General features: G+C 61.0%; 16 protein-coding genes. 11 read left to right on the top strand and 5 right to left on the bottom strand.

What is annotated here, in order from left to right; all coding sequences use genetic code 11:
* Window positions 1-20: 20 nt before the first annotated feature.
* Entirely contained in the window at window positions 21-3,407 is a 3,387-nt protein-coding gene (locus ABFY71_RS01375; protein WP_347944351.1) for an AsmA-like C-terminal domain-containing protein, read from the top strand.
* Window positions 3,408-3,456: 49 nt separating this feature from the next.
* On the opposite strand, the gene tyrS is transcribed toward ABFY71_RS01375, so the two are convergent.
* Together tyrS and ABFY71_RS01365 are read right to left on the bottom strand one after the other, a co-directional pair.
* Window positions 3,457-4,701, bottom strand: a complete 1,245-nt coding sequence (gene tyrS, locus ABFY71_RS01370) for a tyrosine--tRNA ligase (RefSeq protein WP_347944350.1) — start codon at window positions 4,699-4,701, stop codon at window positions 3,457-3,459.
* Between the two features lie 130 nt (window positions 4,702-4,831).
* Window positions 4,832-5,494 carry an alpha/beta hydrolase gene (locus tag ABFY71_RS01365; RefSeq protein ID WP_347944349.1) on the bottom strand — a complete coding sequence of 221 codons (663 nt, stop codon included), beginning with the start codon at window positions 5,492-5,494 and terminating at the stop codon, window positions 4,832-4,834.
* 286 nt (window positions 5,495-5,780) lie between these two features.
* On the opposite strand from ABFY71_RS01365, the gene ABFY71_RS01360 reads away from it, so the two are divergent.
* From ABFY71_RS01360 to aroA, 8 genes are all read left to right on the top strand, one after another.
* Window positions 5,781-6,908 (top strand): cysteine desulfurase family protein, encoded by a 1,128-nt coding sequence (locus ABFY71_RS01360; RefSeq protein ID WP_347944348.1) that lies wholly within the window; start codon window positions 5,781-5,783, stop codon window positions 6,906-6,908.
* 66 nt (window positions 6,909-6,974) lie between these two features.
* Window positions 6,975-8,477, top strand: a complete 1,503-nt coding sequence (gene sufB, locus ABFY71_RS01355) for a Fe-S cluster assembly protein SufB (protein WP_347944347.1) — start codon at window positions 6,975-6,977, stop codon at window positions 8,475-8,477.
* A 172-nt stretch (window positions 8,478-8,649) separates the two neighbouring features.
* Window positions 8,650-9,399 carry a Fe-S cluster assembly ATPase SufC gene (sufC, locus tag ABFY71_RS01350; protein WP_347944521.1) on the top strand — a complete coding sequence of 250 codons (750 nt, stop codon included), beginning with the start codon at window positions 8,650-8,652 and terminating at the stop codon, window positions 9,397-9,399.
* Window positions 9,400-9,401: 2 nt separating this feature from the next.
* Window positions 9,402-10,610 carry a Fe-S cluster assembly protein SufD gene (gene sufD, locus ABFY71_RS01345; RefSeq protein WP_347944346.1) on the top strand — a complete coding sequence of 403 codons (1,209 nt, stop codon included), beginning with the start codon at window positions 9,402-9,404 and terminating at the stop codon, window positions 10,608-10,610.
* The gene (locus ABFY71_RS01340; RefSeq protein ID WP_347944345.1) at window positions 10,610-11,830 is read left to right on the top strand and encodes a cysteine desulfurase; all 1,221 of its coding nucleotides are present in this window, start codon (window positions 10,610-10,612) and stop codon (window positions 11,828-11,830) included. The genes sufD and ABFY71_RS01340 overlap by 1 nt, the downstream gene beginning before the upstream one ends.
* A gap of 18 nt (window positions 11,831-11,848) precedes the next feature.
* Complete coding sequence (locus ABFY71_RS01335; RefSeq protein WP_305577859.1) at window positions 11,849-12,244, top strand: SUF system Fe-S cluster assembly protein; 396 nt, start codon at window positions 11,849-11,851, stop codon at window positions 12,242-12,244.
* A gap of 53 nt (window positions 12,245-12,297) precedes the next feature.
* Entirely contained in the window at window positions 12,298-12,678 is a 381-nt protein-coding gene (locus tag ABFY71_RS01330) for a HesB/IscA family protein (RefSeq protein WP_347944344.1), read from the top strand.
* A gap of 73 nt (window positions 12,679-12,751) precedes the next feature.
* Entirely contained in the window at window positions 12,752-14,029 is a 1,278-nt protein-coding gene (aroA, locus tag ABFY71_RS01325) for a 3-phosphoshikimate 1-carboxyvinyltransferase (protein ID WP_347944343.1), read from the top strand.
* Window position 14,030: 1 nt separating this feature from the next.
* On the opposite strand, the gene ABFY71_RS01320 is transcribed toward aroA, so the two are convergent.
* From ABFY71_RS01320 to parE, 3 genes are all read right to left on the bottom strand, one after another.
* Window positions 14,031-15,101: a GGDEF domain-containing protein gene (locus tag ABFY71_RS01320; RefSeq protein WP_347944342.1), complete on the bottom strand. Its 1,071-nt coding sequence runs from the start codon at window positions 15,099-15,101 to the stop codon at window positions 14,031-14,033.
* A 134-nt stretch (window positions 15,102-15,235) separates the two neighbouring features.
* Window positions 15,236-16,879 (bottom strand): DEAD/DEAH box helicase, encoded by a 1,644-nt coding sequence (locus tag ABFY71_RS01315; protein WP_431021490.1) that lies wholly within the window; start codon window positions 16,877-16,879, stop codon window positions 15,236-15,238.
* Window positions 16,880-17,241: 362 nt separating this feature from the next.
* Window positions 17,242-19,263 carry a DNA topoisomerase IV subunit B gene (parE, locus tag ABFY71_RS01310; RefSeq protein ID WP_347944340.1) on the bottom strand — a complete coding sequence of 674 codons (2,022 nt, stop codon included), beginning with the start codon at window positions 19,261-19,263 and terminating at the stop codon, window positions 17,242-17,244.
* A 215-nt stretch (window positions 19,264-19,478) separates the two neighbouring features.
* On the opposite strand from parE, the gene ABFY71_RS01305 reads away from it, so the two are divergent.
* Together ABFY71_RS01305 and ABFY71_RS01300 are read left to right on the top strand one after the other, a co-directional pair.
* A complete protein-coding gene (locus ABFY71_RS01305; RefSeq protein ID WP_347944339.1) occupies window positions 19,479-19,973 on the top strand; it encodes a hypothetical protein in 495 nt (164 codons plus the stop codon).
* Window positions 19,936-20,322: a hypothetical protein gene (locus ABFY71_RS01300; RefSeq protein ID WP_347944338.1), complete on the top strand. Its 387-nt coding sequence runs from the start codon at window positions 19,936-19,938 to the stop codon at window positions 20,320-20,322. Before ABFY71_RS01305 ends, ABFY71_RS01300 begins: the two co-directional genes overlap by 38 nt.
* Window positions 20,323-20,701 lie beyond the last annotated feature (379 nt).

Genomic DNA, 20,701 nt, shown 5'->3' with positions numbered 1-20,701 from the left:
CCAAGATCGCAGTTTGGATATTGGGCATTCCAGCCCTGCTGGTTCTACTGCTCTATGTGGTCCTGCTGAAGACGCCAATACGCCTGCCCCTGGGTAGTGAGGCGGCCCAGGCGGTCGCCAACTCGATATTGCCGCCAACCAGCGAACTGACCCTGGGGCCCATGGCCCTGACACTGGAGAATGGCGTGTGGCCGGTTATCCAGTTTTCGCCCGTGCTACTGACCGACAGCAAGACAGGCGCCAAGATAGAAATGGAATCGCTTGAGGTCGGGTTTTCGCCGGTGCGGGCAGTGTTTGGGCAGCCGGGCACGACCATCACCATCGTAAAGCCGCACCTCCAGGTCGTGCAGGATCTGTTCGGGCCCCGCCTGAGCAGTTTTGAGCTGGTGGAAGACCCTTCGGGCGGAGCACCAACGGTGCGGGTGCAGGAGGGCGATGATGCCTTCCCGGCGGTCGATATCGGCGCGAGCGGCATTGATCTGGGCCAGACAGCCGACCCGATGATCATGCGCTCGGACAATGACTGGCTGATCGCCAATCTGGAAAGCAGTGAGCAAGCCATTGCGGACCTGGTGGAGCAGGCAGCACAGGGGCGGTTCTCGCGGCTGCGGGTGCGCGACGGGATCGTGGGGATGAGCGATTCCGTTTACGGGCTGTTTCGCCGGTTTGAGGATATCAATCTCGAGATCAGTCCCTCCGCCGACCTGCGCGACACCCACGCAACATTTACTGCGACGCTGGGTGGGCGGACCATGTCGGGTGGTCTGTCGCGCACCCTGGGTGAGGCCGGCAATGTTCATCTGGGAGCTGACATCGCCAATATCGACTTTGCCGCTTTCCTGCCGTTCATCGATGATGCCAGCGCCCCGGTGGCGCTGCGCGGAGGAGGGGCCCTGTCGATCGATGTGAATTTTGCTGCGGTACGGGGCAAGCTGGTCGATGGGGCGTTCAAGGTTGATCTGACCGGGCTCGATCTGCGGCTCAAGGATGCCTATTTTCCGATTGCCAGCTCGATTGTGGATATCAATTGGACCCCTGGCACCGGTCAGTTTTCGCTCAAGGAGACGGCCCTGCAAATCGGCAAGAGTTCGGCGCGGGTGGCGGGCGTTTTCGCCATGGGACTGGATCCCGATTATGGGCCAACCATGGGCATGGTGCTCGATGCCAGCAATGTTGTGATCCATCCCAGTGATATGGCGGCGCCTGAAGTGCCATTCGACAGCGTCGCGTTCTCCGGCTGGTCGGCGCCGCTTTATGGCGCGCTGGGAATTGATCGGCTGATTGCGCGCAAGGGCAGTGCGACGGTGGAAACAGCAGGTCGTATCGACATGCTGCAAGCCGGGCTTGGCATTGACCTGACCCTGGCGGGAACGGGCGTCAGTGCCGATGATATGAAACGGCTCTGGCCGTATCTGATGGCGTCGGAAAGCCGCGACTGGTTCGTTGCCAATGTGACTGAGGGCACGGTCAGGCAGGCACGTATGGCGTTCAAATTTCCGGTCGGGTCGATCGGCGTCGATGGCGAGGACAAACCAATCCCCGAGGACGCCATCCAGATCGATCTGGTGGGCACAGGGGTGGCCGTCAAACCGACCGCAACCATGGCGCCCATCGCCATTGGTGGGGACACCCGGCTGCAAATTGACGATTCTGACGTGACCATTTCGGCAGGTGGCGGACGCCTGGCGACGGCGGCTGGCCCCATCGTGGTCGCAAATCCCGCGGTGGTGATCGACAATTCCAATCTGAGCGATCGGATTGTTGAGATTTCCGGCGATATCAGCGGGCCCATTCCTGCCCTGCTCGATCTGGTCAAGACTCAGCAACCGAGCCTGTTGGCCAATGCCGAACTGCCCATTGATGTCACGGCGTTGACCGGGGTGGTCGATGCCGGTTTGGTCGCAACTATTCATCTGCCCGATGAAGCATCGGAACGGGCGATGCAGTTTGACTATGTGCTGAACGGTACAGTGGCCGATTTTGCCAGCAGCAAGCCGATCGAGAACCACCGTATTGCGAGCGGACAGCTGGCCTTCACTGCCTCCCAGGATAGTTATCAGCTGGGGGGTACCGCCGAGATAGACGGCGTTGCGGCGCGCGTCGAGGTCAGCGGCAACCCCACCAGCAAACCGGATTTCAGGCTGGCATCGACCATGAGCGTGGCCGAACTGGCCAAGCTGGGGTTTGACGCGTCGAGCTTTCTGTCGGGCAGTGTGCGGTTTGTGGCCCGGCCCGAGGCGGATGGAACGCTGCAAATGGCGGTGGACCTGCAGGATGCGGCGCTCGACATCACGGATTTGGGGATCAGCAAGGCGGCGGGAACAAGCGGCGCGGTCAGTGTAACCATTCGTCCGGAGGGCGAGTTGACGCATTTGAGCGGGGTTGATCTGTCGTTTGGCTCGGTACGGGCGCAAGGCGATATCGAATATCACGCCACCAACGGGGTGGTTTCGGCCAGGTTCAGCCAGCTGGCGCTCAGTGACGGCGACAGCGCGCAACTGGATTTGCAGCCCATTGATGGCGGTTATTCCGTGCGAATCCGGGGGACGCAGCTCGATCTCAAGCCAATGTTGCAGCGCGCGTTCGGCCTCAATGGGGGCACTGGCGGGGTGCAGTCGAGCGACGCGAGCCGGACCATTGCGCTTGATGTCAAACTGGATCGGGCGCTGGGTTTTTACGCGACATCGGCATTCAACCTGGATCTGTCGATGCGCTTGCGCGGGGATGACGTCCGGCAGGCCAGCCTGACCGGGCAGTTCAATGACGAGAACCGGTTATCGGTCACAACCAATCCGGCGCCAAACGGGCGTACCATGTCGGTGGCGTTCAACGATGCGGGCACGGTGCTGCGGTTTCTGGGGGTTTACTCGCAACTTGCGGGCGGAGCAGGCAATCTGGTGCTGACCACCGATCGAGATCAGGATGTCGAAACCGGCCAGTTGGTGATGCGGGATTTTGCCATTGTCGATGAGGCCAATGTTGCCCAGGTGCTGGGTAATCACTCGGATTCGCGGGACGTGATTTCCGAGCAGAACCGTCTGGATTTCAAGGTCGCCGAAGTGGATTTCCTGCGGCGTTCGGACCGGGTCGAGGTGACCAATGCTCTGGTGGCCGGCGATAGTGTGGGCGGCACGCTGCGGGGGTTCATCTACACCAAGCAGCGTCAGTATGATCTGACCGGGACATATGTACCGTTGTTCGGGCTCAACAGCGTGTTTCAGAAGATCCCGCTGCTGGGACCGCTGCTGGGCGGGCGTGATGGCGAGGGGCTGGTGGGTGTGACCTTTGCAGTGCAGGGCCCGCTGGACAAGCCGCAGTTCAAGATCAACCCGCTCTCGGCCCTAGTGCCGGGGGTCTTCCGCGAACTATTCGAGTTCCGCGCCAAGGAATTGCCGCAGGCGCAATAAAAAGGCGCCGATCGATTGGCGCCTTTTGTTGCTTTCTTGTGCCGACCTGTCAGACCGGCTTGAGCAGCGCGTGTCGCTTTTTACCGACCGAGAGCTTGATGACACCCTCGTCGAGCAATGCATTATCGCCAATGGTCAGCTTGTCGTCGTCAATCACTGCATCGTTGACGCGCACCGCGCCTGACTGGATGTGGCGACGGGCCTCGCCGTTGGACGCGGCCAGGCCAGCCGTCACCAGTGCCGCCAGAATGCCGATGCCACCGGCGAGTTCGGCATGCGTGACGGTGGCAGTGGGCAGCGACAGATCGATAGCGCCGGTCTCGAATGTGGCGCGCGCGGTTTCGGCCGCTTCTTCTGCGGCAGTCCGGCCGCGGATCATGGCGGTCACTTCAGTGGCCAGGCGTTTCTTGGCCTCATTGATATCGCCGGCCACAATGCGGGCGATCTCGTCGAGTGGCAGCGTGGTGTAGAGCTTGAGGAAGCGCTCGACATCGGCGTCCTCGGTATTGCGCCAGTATTGCCAGAAGTCGTAGGCCGAGAGCAGGTCGGCATTGAGCCAGATGGCGCCGTTGAGCGACTTGCCCATCTTGGCGCCCGATGCCGTGGTCAATAGCGGGCTGGTCAGGGCGTAGAGTTGTGGCGTGCCCAGGCGATGGCCGAGATCAATGCCGTTGACGATATTGCCCCACTGGTCCGAGCCGCCCATCTGTAGGCGCACGCCATACCGCTTGTTGAGCTCCACGAAATCGTAGGCCTGCAGGATCATGTAGTTGAATTCGAGAAAGCTCAGCGATTGCTCGCGATCAAGGCGCTGCTTGACGGAGTCGAAGCTGAGCATGCGATTGATCGAGAAGTGCTGCCCTACATCGCGCAGGAATTCGAGGTAGTTGAGCGGCATCAGCCATTCGGCATTGTTGAGCATCAAGGCGTCTTTTGGGCCGTCGCCAAATGTCAGGTAGTTGGAGAATACCTGTTTGATGCCATCAATGTTGGACTGGATGGTCTCGGTGGTCATCAGCTTGCGCGCCTCATCCTTGAAGGATGGGTCGCCCACCATGCCGGTGCCGCCGCCCATCAGGGCCACGGCGCGGTGCCCGGTCTTTTCCAGCCAATGCAGCATCATGATCTGGATCAAGCTGCCAACGTGGAGCGACGAGGCGGTGGGGTCAAAGCCGATATAGGCGGTGACCGTCTCTGTGCAGAACAGCTTGTCCAGCCCGGCATCGTCGGAAGTCTGGTGGATGAAGCCGCGCTCGGACAGGGTGCGGAGAAAATCTGATTTGAACTGGGTCATGACTCAACCATTGAAGCCTTGTGAGACCTCATGGTGAGCCTGTCGAACCACGAGGTCGGTAAACGCGAAACCTCGTCCTTCGACAGACTCAGGATGAGATTTCGTTCACTGATCGAGCTTGCGCTTGAGTTCAGCGCCCGCCGCCGTCGGCGATCTCCTGACGGCGACGGTCGAGATACTCGGCGCAGGCCGCGGTCAGTTCGTCGATCTTGCCCTCGAAGAAGTGGTTGGCGCCCTCGACGATCTGCTGCTCGATGGTAATGCCCTTCTGCGTCTTGAGCTTGTCGACCAGCTTCTGCACCGAAGCGGGCGGCGCCACGCGGTCCTTGTCGCCATGGATGATCAGACCGGAAGAGGGGCAGGGCGCCAGGAAGGAGAAGTCATAAAGGTTCTCTGGAGGCGCCACCGAGATGAAACCTTCTACCTCGGGGCGGCGCATCAGCAATTGCATGCCGATCCAGGCACCAAACGAGAAACCGGCAATCCAGCAGCCGCGCGATTCACGGTTGATGGTCTGCAACCAGTCGAGGGCGGAAGCGGCGTCCGAGAGTTCCCCGACCCCATGATCGAACATGCCCTGGCTACGGCCAACGCCGCGTGAATTGAAGCGCAGCACGGCAAACCCGCGTTCAACGAACATGTAGAACAGGTTGTAGATGATCTGGTTGTTCATCGTGCCACCAAACTGGGGGTGGGGATGGAGCAGGATGGCGATGGGAGCATTGGGCTCCTTGCCGGGCTGATAGCGGCCTTCCAGACGACCCTCAGGTCCGTTGAAAATCACTTCTGGCATGGTCTTACTTCTTCCGGCCGTTGTGGCTCTGTTCGTGTGCGTCTGCGGTATTGTGATGGAGGCTGGCGCTTGACTAAGCCCGTGCGGCTCCCTAAAACATGGGTCGAAATATCCAGTTTAGAATCGTTCGAAACTCGTGTTTTAGGCCAAGTGCGGCCTGCAAGAATGCCCCTTGTAATGAAGTTGGGTGACAGATTTCAAGAAGTGTTTGAAGGCAAGGGCGTTATGCCGCCTCTGCACAGGCATGGATGGTATGACCGGCGCGCATGCGCCAAATGGGAATCCGATGACCAGAACGGCGATCTATCTTGATCACAATGCCGCGTCCCCGCTTCTGCCAGAAGCGCGGTCGGCGCTGGTGGCTGCGCTTGATCTCGTGGGCAATCCATCCTCGGTCCATGGACATGGCCGCGCCCTGCGCCATTTGATTGACAGTGCCCGGGTGCACATTGCCCGCCTGGCAGGCGCCGAGCGTAAGCAGGTGGTGTTCACCGGCTCGGCAACCGAGGCGATCACTCAAGCCATTGTAGGCGGTGCCAAGAGCTTTGCGGCCGATGCCGTTGTCATCAGCGCCGGCGAGCATGCCGCTGTCGGCAAGGCGGCCGAAGCGAGTGGGTTGCCGGTTATTACTGTCGGCCTGCTGGCCGATGGCAGCATTGATCTGGATCAATTGGCGCAGGTGATCGGTGAGGCGCAGGGCAATCTGCTGGTAGCGCTGCACTGGGTGAACAATGAGACCGGTGTGGTCCAGCCCATGGCGCGGATCAATGCGCTGGTCGGGCCAACCCGGCACACCTTGTTCGTCGATGCCGTGCAGGCGCTGGGCAAAATTCCCCTCGATTTTGCGGCCTCGGCGCCAGATATGGTGGCGGTGAGTGGCCACAAGATTGGAGCGCCCGCTGGCGTTGGCGCGCTGCTGGTCAAGGCTCATGCCGATGTGGTCCGGCTTATTCCCGGTGGCGGGCAGGAGCAGGGGCGGCGCGGCGGCACGGAAGCAGCGGCCTTGATCGCGGCCTTTGGAGCGGCAGCGGCAGCATTTACCGAGCGCTATGAAGCGGCCGGTGTGGCAGCGCTGACAGCGCGGCTGGAAGCGGCATTGCCGGCCGAGGCAGTGGTGTTTGGCGGCGAGCGACTGGGCAATGTGACCAATTTTGCCGTGCCGGGCGTCAAGAACAGTACCGCGATGATGGGGTTGGACCTGTTGGGTCTGTCGGTGTCGTCGGGGTCGGCCTGCTCATCAGGCAAGGTCGGGCCAAGCCATGTGCTGGCGGCGATGGGCGTGCCGGGCGCTCTGGCTGACTGCGCGCTGCGCGTCAGCCTGGGCTGGAATTCTACCGCAGCGGACGTTGATGCGTTCACTGCCGGTTACCAATCGATCCTGGAGCGCCAGCGCGCGCAGGGTCAGGCGGCCTAGGCCGTATCAGTTTTAGACGGTTCGCGGCGACCTTGAATCGCCGAGGAGCAAATAGGAGAAGCCGACATGGCGGATTACGACCATATCCCCACGCTCAAGGAAAACATTGACCGCGCCACCGTGGATTCGGTGCTGTCGCTGGACGTGGACAAGTACAAATACGGCTTCGAAAGCGCTATCGAATCCGACATGGCGCCCAAGGGGCTGAGCGAAGACACGGTCCGCTTCATTTCCGCCAAGAAGCAGGAGCCCGAGTGGATGCTGGAATGGCGTCTGGATGCCTATCGGCGTTTCCTGACCCTGACCGAGCCAAACTGGGCGAAGGTGCACTATCCGCAGATCGATCTGCAGGACATGTATTACTACGCCGCGCCGAAATCGACGCCGGCGCCGACGAGTCTGGATGAAGTCGATCCGGCACTGCTCGAAATGTATGAGAAGCTCGGTATCCCGCTGAAGGAACGCGAAATTCTGGCTGGCGTCGAGCGCCCCAATGTTGCCGTCGATGCGGTGATGGATTCGGTATCAGTGGTGACAACGTTCCGCGAGGAACTGGCCAAGGTCGGCATCATATTCTGCTCGATGTCGGAAGCCATTCGCGAATATCCCGAGCTGGTACAGAAGTATCTGGCCACGGTGGTGCCGGTTACCGACAATTACTACGCGACCCTGAACAGCGCCGTGTTCACCGACGGCTCGTTTGTCTACATCCCCAAGGGCGTGCGCTGCCCGATGGAGCTGAGCACGTATTTTCGCATCAACGAGAAGAAGACCGGTCAGTTCGAGCGCACGCTGATCATTGCCGAGGCCGACAGCTATGTCAGCTATCTCGAGGGCTGCACGGCGCCGTCGCGCGCCGAGAGCCAGTTGCACGCCGCAGTGGTGGAACTGGTGGCGATGGACAATGCCGAGATCAAGTATTCCACGGTGCAAAACTGGTACCCGGGCGACAAGGACGGCAACGGCGGCATCTACAACTTCGTCACCAAGCGTGGCGATTGCCGGGGCGCCAACTCGAAGATTTCCTGGACCCAGGTGGAAACCGGCGCGGCGATCACCTGGAAGTACCCCAGCTGCATTCTGCGCGGCGACGGTTCGCGCGGCGAATTCTACTCGATCGCCATTTCCAATGGCTATCAGCAGGTCGATAGCGGCACCAAGATGATCCATCTGGGCAAGAACACCTCCAGCCGCATCATTTCCAAGGGCATTGCCGCCGGCTTTTCGGACAATACCTATCGCGGTCAGGTCTCTGCCCATGCCAGGGCCAAGAATGCGCGCAACTTCACGCAGTGCGACAGTCTGCTCATTGGCGATAAATGCGGGGCCCATACGGTGCCCTACATTGAAAGCCGCAATGGCTCGGCGGTGTTCGAGCATGAGGCGACGACGTCCAAGATTTCGGACGATCAGATGTTCTACTGCCAGCAGCGCGGCCTCAATGAAGAAGAGGCGGTGGCGCTGATCGTCAACGGTTTCGTGCGCGACGTGCTGCAGCATCTGCCGATGGAGTTCATGGTGGAAACGCAGAAACTGATCGCCATCAGTCTCGAAGGCAGTGTGGGCTAGCCGAACCACCTGAGAACCGTGGTGAGCCCCTCGGGCCACGAGGTCGGGGACACCAACCTGCCACGGCCTCGTCCTTGCACATGCTCGAGATGAGGCCTTTTGAACAACCATCTGGTCGGCGTCTGGAAGGCGACACCGAACCCAAATTGGAGATGAAGCCATGACCACCCCAATCCTTGAAATCCGCAATCTGCACGCGCGTATCGAAGACCGCGAAATCCTCAAGGGCGTGAACCTGATCATTCCGCCCGGTGAAGTGCACGCTGTGATGGGCCGCAACGGCTCGGGCAAGTCGACGCTGAGCTATGTCCTGGCCGGCAAGGCTGACTATGAGATCACCGAGGGCGAAGTGCTGCTCGATGGCGAAAACCTGCTGGAGATGGACCCGGCCGATCGCGCGGCAGCGGGCCTTTTCCTGGCCTTCCAGTACCCGATCGAAATTCCAGGCGTGGCCACCATGACCTTCCTCAAGGCGGCGATGAACGCCCAGCGCAAGGCGCGCGGCGAAGCCGAAATGTCGACGCCTGATTTCATGCGCGCGGTGAAGACTGCCGGCACCGATCTGCAGATTGATACTGCCATGCTGAAGCGCCCGCTCAATGTGGGCTTTTCGGGCGGCGAGAAGAAACGCGCCGAAGTGCTGCAGATGGCGCTGTTGCAGCCCAAGATGTGCATTCTGGACGAGACGGATTCGGGCCTCGATATCGATGCATTGCAGGTCGTCTCCAAGGGCGTCAACGCGCTGCGCAGTGCTGGTCGCTCGATGCTGATAATCACCCACTACCAGCGGCTGCTCAACTACATCGTGCCCGACGTGGTGCATGTGTTCAGTGACGGCAAGATCGTTGAGAGCGGCGACAAGGACCTGGCCCTGCAACTGGAAGCCAAGGGCTATGCCGACTTCGATGGCGCGGCGGCTTGAGCATGGCACAGGTTTTACCCGTCCGGCTCGGTGCAGCCGAAGATACCTTGATCGCCCAGCTCAACAGCGTGGGCGCGACCGCAGCGGCCGAACGGATTACCGTTGCGGGCCTGCCGACGCGCCGGGTTGAGAGCTACCACTATACCGACCTCAAGATGCTGCTGAAGACGGTGCCGCCTTTGGCTGAACCGGCCAACCAGGCAAGCGCACCGGCCCTGCGTGTGGCGGGCGCCTATCAGTTGATGATTGCCAATGGCGTGATCCAGTCCTCGACCACCGCGCCGGCCGGCGTGATGGTCGGTGATGCCCAGGGCAGCGCGTTGAGCACACGCGATGACGTGCTGGTGCATCTGAACGGCGCGCTGGCCAAGCAGAGCCTGACACTGACCCTTGAGGGCAGTGTTGACCCGGTGATCCAGGTTGATCGTCGCATCGAAGGCGCCGCCGCGCATGTCGCAGATTCGCTGAAGATCTTCGTTGCGGACAACGCTTCGGCCGTGATCCTCGAAACATTTTCGGGTTCGGATGCCGCCCATGTCGGCAACCATGCCACCTATCTGGCGGTCGGCAAGAATGCGGTGGTGACCCACATCACCGTGGATCTGTCGGGCAAGGCAACGTCGCATTTTGCTACCAATGAGTATGACCTTGCCGAGGGCGCCAAGCTGCGCACGCTGACCATCCATGCCGGCGCGGCGCTGTCGCGCTCGCAGGTATTTGCCCGTTTTGCCGGGCAGGGCGCCCATGGCGATTTCACTGGGCTCAATCTGGTCGAAGATGGCCAGCACAACGATATCACCATCGATATCCGGCACGCCGTGGCTCACACCACCAGCCAGGAAATGTACAAGCAGATCGCTCGCGGGCGGTCCAAGGCGGTGTTCCAGGGCAAGATCGTGGTTGAGCGCGACGCGCAAAAAGTCGACGCCAAGATGATGATGCAGGGGCTGATGCTCTCTGACGAAGCCGAGATCCTCAGCAAGCCCGAGCTGGAAATCTACGCCGATGACGTGGTGTGCGGCCATGGCTCGACCTGTGGTGAACTGGATGAGGAATCCATGTTCTATCTGATGAGCCGCGGTCTACCCCAGGCGGAGGCCGAGACCATGCTGGTGCGGGGCTTCATCGAGGAAGTGCTGGACCCAATCGAGGACGAAGCCCTGCACGAGGCCTTGGTGGGCATCGTTGATGGCTGGCTGCTGGGGGCTTGATGACCGTCGATCTGGATAAAGTCCGCGCCGATTTTCCGATCCTGTCGGAGCGGATTCATGGCAAGCGACTGGTCTATCTGGACAGCGGCGCATCGGCGCAGAAGCCGGTGCAGGTGCTTGAGCGGATGGATCATGCCTACCGGCACGAATACGCCAATGTCCATCGCGGCCTGCATACGCTGGCCAACCGGGCAACTGACGCCTTTGAGGCTGGCCGCGAAGCGGTGCGGGCCTTCCTGAACGCCGCCAAAGCCCAAGAGATCATCTTCACCCGATCGGCGACGGAGGCGATCAATCTGGTTGCGGCCTCCTTTGCCGGGCCGCGCATCAGCGAGGGTGACGAGATCGTGCTTTCGATCATGGAGCACCACTCCAATATCGTGCCCTGGCATTTCCATCGCGAGCGCAAGGGCGCGGTGATCAAATGGGTCGATGTGCGTGATGATGGCAGCTTTGATATCGATGCCTTCGAAGCCACGCTGACGAGCCGGACGCGGATGGTTGCGGTTACCCATATGTCCAATGTGCTGGGCACGGTAACGCCGATCAAGCAGGTCATTGAAATCGCCCATGCGCGGGGCATTCCGGTGCTGATCGATGGCAGTCAGGGCGCCGTGCACACCAAGGTCGACGTGCAGGATCTGGACGCCGATTTTTATGTCATGACCGGCCACAAGCTGTACGGCCCCACCGGGATCGGTGTGCTGTATGGCAAATATGATCTGCTGGCCGAAATGCAGCCCTTTCAGGGTGGTGGCGAGATGATCGACACGGTGACACTCGATAGTGTGACCTATAACGAGCCGCCGCACCGGTTTGAGGCGGGAACGCCGCCCATCGTACAGGCCATTGGTCTGGGTGCGGCGCTCAATTACATGAGCGACCTCGGCCGGGGGGCTATTGCTTCCCACGAGGCCGAAATTGCCGCCTATGCCAGTGAACGATTGAGCCGGATCAATTCACTGCGCATGATCGGTACTGCGCCAGGCAAGGGTGGAATCTTCTCGTTCGAGATCAAGGGGGCACACGCTCATGACGTCTCGACGATCCTGGATCGTTACGGCATTGCCGTACGAGCCGGGACCCATTGCGCCCAACCACTGCTCAAACGATTTGGTGTCAGCTCTACCTGCCGTGCCTCGTTCGCCCTATACAATGGCAAGGACGATGTGGACGCGCTGGTGGACGGCATTGAACGTGCCCAGACTTTTTTCGCCTAGCTGCGAGGACATCAAGATATGACCGACGAAGCCAAAATCGCTCCTGCACCAGAACTACCAACGACAGGCGTCACTCCAACCATCGCCGGCGATCTGCCCGAGACCGAGGTGGAGCGCATTACTGCCGATCTGATCGGGGCCCTCAAGACGGTCTATGATCCGGAAATTCCGGTCGATATCTACGAACTGGGTCTGATCTACAAGGTGGATCTGGACGATGACCGCAACCTCGTGATCGACATGACACTGACCGCGCCGGGCTGTCCGGTGGCTGGCGAAATGCCGGGCTGGGTGGAAAATGCTGCCCGCAGCGTTGAAGGTATTCAGGACGTGACCGTCAACATGGTGTTTGATCCGCCGTGGGATGCCACGCGTATGAGTGAAGAAGCACAAGTTGCCTTGAACTGGTGGTAATTTTCGACGTTTGCGCCTATATATCGTGAAACGCCGATAGAAAGTTTCCGCCCATGGCCTTCAAGATCATGTCGTTGAGCGATGCCGCTGCGGCCCGCATCAATGAAATCATCGAAGATTCCGACAAGCCCGTCATTGGGCTGCGGGTCGGCATCAAGAATGCCGGCTGCGCTGGCGTCGGCTACACCATGGACTATGTCGCTGAGCCGGTGAAGGGCGACGACCATATCACCGACAAGGGCGTCAATGTCTGGATCGATCCCAAGGCGACGATGTATCTGTTGGGCACGGTGATGGATTTTGAGAGCGCTAAACTGGGCTCGAGCTTCACCTTCAAGAACCCCAATCAGACCGGGGAATGCGGCTGTGGCGAAAGCGTGCAGCTCAAGGCGGCCGACCTCAAAGCCATCGCTGAGGCGCGCGCTTCGGCTTAGCGGCCGGTTGCACGCCGGGGCGCTATGGCCTAACAGGTCTGGGCACTTCGGCTCCAGCCTCTGAGATCCCCGCATGACTGCTCTGCCCGCGGCATACGCGATCACGCCGCCTTCCCATCCGCTGGTGGGGCGCGTGTCCCCGCCAGGCTCCAAATCTATTACCAATCGGGCCTTGTTGCTGGCGGCCCTGGCCAATGGCACCAGCCATTTGTCCGGCGCGCTGAAAAGCAAGGATACCGAGCTGATGGCTGCGGCGCTGCGCCAGATGGGCGTGCAGGTGGAAGAGCCCGACGCTACCAGCTTTGTCGTCACCAGCACCGGTACCTTGCAGGCGCCAGACGCGCCGCTGTTTCTGGGCAATGCCGGCACCGCCACGCGGTTTCTCACGGCAGCAGTGGCGACCGTGAATGGCACCGTTGTGGTCGATGGCGACGCAGAAATGCGGGTGCGCCCCATCGGGCCGCTGGTTGAGGCGCTGGTGTCGCTCGGCATTGACGCCAAGAGCCCAACAGGCTGCCCGCCAGTGACCATTCGAGGTACGGGCAGCTTTGGCCAGGGACGCGTCGAGATCGATGGTGGGCTGTCGAGCCAATATGTGTCGGCCCTGCTGATGGCGGCGCCGCTGGGCGCCGGACCCGTCGAGATTGCCTTGACCGGCAGCGATATCGGGGCGCGGGGCTATGTCGATCTGACCCTGGCGGCGATGCGCAGCTTTGGCGCCAAGGTCGAGCAGATTGATGCCGGCACCTGGCGGGTAGCGCCAACCGGCTACACGGCGAGCGACCTGCTGATTGAACCGGACGCCTCGGCGGCAACCTATCTGTGGGGCGCAGCAGCGCTGACGGGCGGCAATATCGACCTTGGGGTTGAGGCAGAGGCCTTTACCCAGCCAGATGCCGCCGCACAGGCCGTAATCGCACAGTTTCCCAACATGCCTGCGGTGATTGACGGCTCGCAGATGCAGGATGCCGTGCCGACCCTGGCGGTGTTGGCTGCCTTCAACAATTATCCGGTGCGGTTTGTCGGCATTGCCAATCTGCGGGTCAAGGAAACGGACCGGGTGCATGCCGTAGCGACCGAACTGTCGCGCATTCTACCCGCTCTGGGCACTGAGGAGGGCGACGATCTGCTCGTCGCGTCTGATCCCGATCTGGCCAGCAGGCTGGCGCAGCGCAACAGTGTAGTGAAAATCGAGACCTATCACGACCATCGCATCGCCATGGCGTTTGCGCTAGCGGGTCTGCGGATACCCGGCATCGTGATTCTGGATCCTGCTTGTACCGGCAAGACATATCCGGGTTATTGGGACATGCTGGCCGGCCTGGGCGTGAAGTTGACGCCGGCGAGCTAGTTCAGGCGGCCGACGCACCCTGCTTACGGGTCGGCGTTACGGTGTTGACCAGCTCAGACTCGTTGATCACCCGGTTGCGACCGGCGTGCTTGGCGGCGTAAAGGCATCGGTCGGCGCGCTCGATCAACGAGGCGGCAGTGTCGGTAGGGCGGAAGGCCGCGATGCCAAACGAGGCCGTGATACGGCCCAGTTTCTGATTGGTGGAGCGCTTGAGCAGTTCCTTGGCCTGAAGGGCCCGGCGGATATTCTCGGCAATGATGACGGCGCCTTCGATATCGGTATGGGGCAGAATGGCCACAAACTCTTCGCCACCGTAGCGGGCTGCCAGATCCTTGCCCTTGATGTTGGACTTCAATGTCATGGCGACTAACCGTAGTACCTGATCGCCCGTCTGGTGGCCAAAGCTGTCATTGAAACTCTTGAAATTGTCGATGTCCACCAGCATCAGGCAGAGTGGATCATGGCGCCCCCTCACTTCGGCGATGGCCGCAGCGAGTCCGTCATCAAAGCTCTTTCGATTGGCAATCTTGGTGAGCGGATCGAGCATCGACTCGCGCCGCACATCATCAAGGTCCCGCTGCAGCGCGGCGATGTCGTCGCGGGAGGCCAGCAATTTCTCCTCAAGCGCGCGATTGGTGTATTGCATGTGCCGGGTTTCGGCCAAGAGCTTTTCGGACAGGGATTTCATCGCTGCCGGCGAGATGCCGAGGCTGAGGTCGCCGCTGGCCGATTGCAGCAAGCCTGAATAGGCATTGGCCGTCGTCATGGCCGTGTCGATGGCGCCATGCACTGCCTCTATGCGGGCATGCATGCGCTGTGAGACAGCGGTCATGCGGTCATTGACGTCAGACTTCAGGAACTCGTTGTACAACTGCTCCGCAAGGCTTTCGCTGGGGGAGTCACCGGCACGGAAGATCGCGTTGATGCGATTGTTCAGCGTTGGATTGACGCCGGTAGCATAAGTATAGAACAGTTCGTAAAACTGTGGATAGGGCGGAACAGTGCTGCGCTTGAGTAGGTCAAACGCCGAATTTGCATAGCCCAGCGCTCGTTTGAATTCCTGGTCCGACAACTCGTCCCCCGCGTTCTACCAGCAGCGCCGCAGCGCCCGCAGAATCATTGGCGTTAAATACAGTGAAGCCGTTAATGAACACAACAGCACAGCCGCAATAAACGCGCAGCGGGTAAAGTTACTTACGCGATGGACTAGGGGTCGAGGCGCGCTGAGCGAAGTAAAAAGGCCGGAACCGGACCGTCATTGCCGAATGGCGAACTGCCATCGGTATCTGTATCAGCATCGCGCGTTTCGGCTGGGCGGCGGTTGCGGCCACGCGCGGGGCGGGCTTCGGCTTGCTCTGCTTTGGGCTTTGGCTCCCGGCGCTGTGCCGGCTTGGCTGGCGCAGCAGCTTCTTTGCCCTCAGCTTCTGGCGCAGCCGGTGCGGCTGCTGCTGGCGCCACAGCTTCGGCTGGTGGGCGGGTGCGTGGGCCACCGCGACGCGAGCGCGCTGGACGGGCGTCGCCCGCTTCGGGATCTGCTGCCGCGGCGGCAGCCGGCGCCGACTTGGCGGGCGCGGCATCGGCAGACCCGGCCTTGGCAGGCGTAGTGGCCTCGGCTGAGGGCCGCGTCCGTGGACCACCGCGACGTGAGCGAGCGGGACGAGCGGAACGCTCCTCGCCAGCTTCGGTGGTTTCGGAGTCGGCGGGGGCCGGTGCAGTACGCTTGCCGGTGTCCAGATATTCGATGGGCATGTGGATCAGCTTGAGAATGGCATCGAGATGCTTGCCGTCGGCGGGCGATACCAGCGTGTAGGCCACCCCGGAACGACCGGCGCGACCGGTGCGGCCAATCCGGTGCACATAATCTTCGGCGTGCACGGGCACGTCAAAGTTGAAGACGTGGCTCACGGCGGGGATATCCAGGCCGCGGGCAGCAACGTCGCTGGCGACCAGCAGCGTCAAACGATTGTTCTTGAAGGCGTCGAGCGTCTCGGTGCGGCTCTTCTGATCCATATCGCCATGCAGCGCACCAGCACTGAAGCCATGGCGTTCCAGTGAGCGGGCCAGTGTGGCGACGTCACGTTTGCGATTGCAGAAAATAATAGCGTTGGTCAGGCCGTCAGCCGCAGTGATGCGCTCGCGCAGGGCGGCGCGTTTCTCGTCGGGCTTGGAGCCCACACGGACCAGCTTCTGATCAATGGTTTCGGCCGTTGAGCTCTGGCTGGAAGACTGGATATGGACCGGGTCCTTGAGGAACTTCTTGGTCAGCCGTTCAATCTCTTTGGACATGGTTGCCGAGAACAGCATGGTCTGGCGCCGGGGCGGCAGACGGCCACAAATTCTCTCAATGTCGTCGATGAAGCCCATGTCGAGCATGCGGTCGGCTTCGTCGATCACCAGGATCTCGACGCCGTTGAGCATGATCTTGCCGCGCTCGATCTGGTCGAGCAGGCGGCCGGGGGTAGCGATCAGCACGTCTACGCCGCGATCAAGCTTCTTGTTCTGCTCTTCGAAGGACACGCCGCCGATGATCAGGGCCATCGAGATGCGGTGGTTCTTGCCGTATTTTTCAAAATTCTCGGAAACCTGCGCTGCGAGTTCGCGCGTTGGTTCGAGAATGAGGGTGCGGGGCATGCGCGCCCGGGCGCGGCCGTTTTCCAGCAGCGTCAGCATGGGCAGCACGAACGACGCCGTCTTGCCGGTGCCGGTCTGGGCGATGCCGATAATGTCCTTCTTTTGCAGGACATGAGGAATTGCCTGGGCCTGAATCTCGGTCGGCTTGGTGTAGCCTGCAGCGGCAACTGCATCGGTTACTTTGGTGGACAGTCCGAGCTCGGAAAAATCGTCAGTCAAATTGGGTAATCCACGTCTGAGGCGTCGCCCGGGGCCAGATCCAGTTCGAGACATTCGAACGGTGCGCCGGGGTGGTCAGTTGGGGTGCAGGACCGCGGCTGCGAGACGCATCCACAACTGGGATGGCCACCGGACGGGATGCACGATGTGCATGTTCGACGGAGTGGCCCTGAGGCACTATAGCAAGGGCGGGCATTGTCTATGTGACAGGCCCCAAAAACTTTGCCCCAGCGGCGCGGACCATAGCGCAAAGGCCTTGTCTGTCAACGGTGTTGCGCCGGTTAGCCTTAATTGGCATCTACATCGACCCCGTCAATTCGGCCAAGGCTGTTGTCCATGTCACAATCGCGGCAACAGATTCGCTAAATATCGAGATCGGTGACGAAGGCCGCATTTTCCTGAATGAAATCAAACCGGGCTTCCGGCTTGGTGCCCATCAGCCGATCAACGCTGATGCGGGTAGCGTCCAGATCGTCACGGACCTTGACCTGCAACAGGGTGCGACTCTTTGGCGACATGGTGGTCTCGCGCAAATGGGCGAATGGCATCTCACCGAGGCCCTTGAAGCGCGTGACGTCGACTTTGCCCTTGCCGGTGAACTCGGTTTCCATCAGCTCGAGGCGATGCGCGTCATCGCGGGCATAGAGGGTCTTGCCGCCCTGGCTGATACGATAGAGCGGCGGCAATGCCAGGAACAGGTGCCCGCCGTCGATCAGCTTGGGCATTTCCTGAAAGAAGAACGTCATCAGCAGCGCGGCGATATGGGCACCGTCCACGTCAGCGTCGGTCATGATGATGATCTTGTCGTAGCGCAGATCCTCCTCGCGATAGCGATCGCGGGTGCCGCAGCCCAGGGCCTGGATCATGTCGGAAATCAACTGACTGGCGGCCATCTTCTCGCGACTGGCGCCGGCCACGTTGAGGATTTTGCCGCGCAGCGGCAGCACGGCCTGGCTGGCACGGCTGCGCGCCTGCTTGGCGCTGCCACCAGCGGAGTCGCCTTCGACAATGAACAGTTCGGCGCCCTGCGCGGCGGTCTGGGTGCAGTCAGCCAGCTTGCCGGGCAGGCGCAGTTTGCGCGTTGCACTGGCGCGGTCGATCTCTTTTTCCTTGCGGCGACGCATGCGCTCATCGGCGCGCTCTACAGCCCAGTCGAGCAGCTTGCCGGCCTGGTTGGGCGAGGCGGCCAGCCAGTGGTCAAAGGCGTCACGAATGGCGGTGTCGACGATGCGCGTGGCTTCGCTGGAGGCCAGCTTGTCCTTGGTCTGGCCGACGAATTCGGGCTCGCGCACAAACACCGACAACATGGCGTTGCACTGCGAGAAAATGTCCTCGGCGGTCAGATTGGCGGCAGCCTTGTTCTTGGTCAGGTCGGCATAATTCTTGATGCCGCGCAGCAATGCCGAGCGCAGGCCCGCTTCATGGGTGCCGCCGTCACGCGTTGGCACGGTGTTGCAATAGGATGACACGCCACCATCGCCCAGGGTCCAGGCAATGGCCCATTCGACTGCGCCCTGCGTACCCGGCTTGCCGTGGCTGCCTGCGAACAGGTCGTCGACAATGCGCGTTTCGCCCTCGATGCGCGCGGTCATGAAATCCTTGAGCCCGTTCGGATAGTGGAACACCGCCTTGGCCGGGGCATCATCGGTGACCAGGGTTTCGTCGCAACTCCAGCGCAGTTCGACGCCGGCAAACAGATAGGCCTTGGCCCGCGTCATGCGGAACAGGCGCGCGGCGGAGAAATGTGCCGTCTCGCCAAAGATCTGTGGGTCGGGATGGAACCGTGTGGTGGTGCCACGGCGATTGTTGACCCGGCCCATTGCTTGGATCCCGCCGACCGGTATGCCGCGGGAAAACTGCAGTCTGTAGAGCTGCTGCTCGCGCGCCACCTCGACAACCATGTCGTCGGACAGCGCGTTGACCACAGAAATGCCGACGCCATGCAGGCCGCCCGACGTTTCATACGCCTTGGAGTCGAACTTGCCACCGGCATGGAGTACGGTATGGACGATCTCAAGCGTCGAACGGCCGGGATATTTGGGGTGGTTTTCCACGGGAATGCCGCGGCCGTTATCGGTGATCGTGAGGTACCCATCGGCGCCCAGATGCACCTCGATGCGGCTGGCGTGGCCGGCAATGGCTTCATCCATCGAGTTGTCGATGACTTCGGCAAACAGGTGGTGCAGGGCATTGGCGTCGGTGCCGCCAATATACATGCCGGGGCGACGCCGCACGGGCTCAAGGCCCTCGAGAACTTCAATATCAGCAGCCGAATAGGAACCCGTCGTCGGGGTGACGATTGGCGTTTCAGGGGCCGGCCTGGTGGCCTCGGGCTGACTGGTTGCAGGGTCAGCTGCGCCGAAAAGGTCTTCTGCTTGCGACATGCACGGTCCGTCTCTGGTGCCCGAATCAGGCGTTCTTGAGTTCTATCATATCCGGGGGCCGGGTCGGCACGGGGCGCCGGCGCCGGGGCCGCCCCGATTTGCCCACGAAGCTGAACCGCCGATGAACGCATAGTTCTGGTTCGGTTCAAGGGCAGGGGACTAGACCGGGTGCAATGACGTCAAGTCACCCAGGCACTGGTTCAAGGATTATCCACATGGCTTTCAACGGCACCGCCTTCAAGTCTTTCACGCGCGCCGCCGTGCTGGCCATGGCGCTGGGCGCATCAAGCCTGATGGCCGCCCCCGCTTTTGCCCAGAGCGGATCGACGGGGTTCAGCATAGAATTCAACACGGGCGGCGCCAGCCAGAACTTTGGCGGGCAGCGTCACGACCGGCGTACCGGCTGGGATGATGACTATCGCCAGCGCTGCCTGACCAATCGGGACGTGGCGCGTGCCATCAACGGCTATGGCTATCACCGCGTCGAGATCGTTCGGGAATTGCGCCGTGAGCGGGTGGAGGTAGAAGCCACCAGGGGCAACTGGATCTATGCCATGCGCGTTGACAAGTGCACCGGGCAAGTCGACCAGGTGCAGCGGACCGGACGGGCTTTTGGCGGCGGTCGCCGCGACGATTTCTACAATGGCGGGTTCGATGGCGGGGGCCTCACCAATGGTGGGTTCGGATTCCAGTTCAATTTTGGCAACTGAGGGCGCCCACGGGCGCAGCAAGGAGGCGGTGATGAGACCATTTGCGGCGGTAGTGGTGGTGGCGCTGACGCTGGGCGTTGGTCTGGTAGGACCCGCGCAGGCACAGCGCTTCGGGATATTTTATGGTGACCAGCGGTCGGATTTTTTCCCCGAGCGCATCTCTTGCCTCAACGATTTCCAGATTCGTCAGGCCGTGGCGGAACTGGGTTATCGCGATATCTATCTCAACGTGCCCAATCAGAAGCACATCGAGGTGCGCGCGAGCAAGGGTGATTGGGTCTATCTGCTTGATTTCAATTATTGTTCTGCCCGTATTGAGAGCCGGACAAGGCTGCGCCCTGCGCGCTGACGGCTCAGATCGGGACAGCTCTGTCCCGGAATCGGGCGCCAAGTTTACCCCGTGTTTGCTTCTTGAGAGCACTTTCTTAATCGCACACTGCTAGATCAATCGTCATACGGTTTTTGTTTGGAGTGTCCGTATGCGAGCCACTCGAGGTCTAAGTTCTGCGTTTCAGAATTCGGCTGGTTCGGTTGCTATAGGCGTTTGGCCGCAAGCCGGGTTTATTGGTATTGCGTACCGGCTGGCCAAGCTCTCTGTCCCGCGTTTTGGGGCGATTTTTGTAGTCTCCACCTTGTTTTATCTGGTCTGATCGGCAGCGAATTGATTTTCGCGGCCGGCAAGGCTATTTTGATGACCGTTCTGAGATTCACATCAAACAGAAGGAGGG

Source organism: Devosia alba (assembly GCF_039938915.1).
Lineage (GTDB): Bacteria > Pseudomonadota > Alphaproteobacteria > Rhizobiales > Devosiaceae > Devosia > Devosia alba.
Note: the sequence above shows the minus strand (reverse complement) of the source record. Positions and strands in the feature narration are given on the sequence as shown.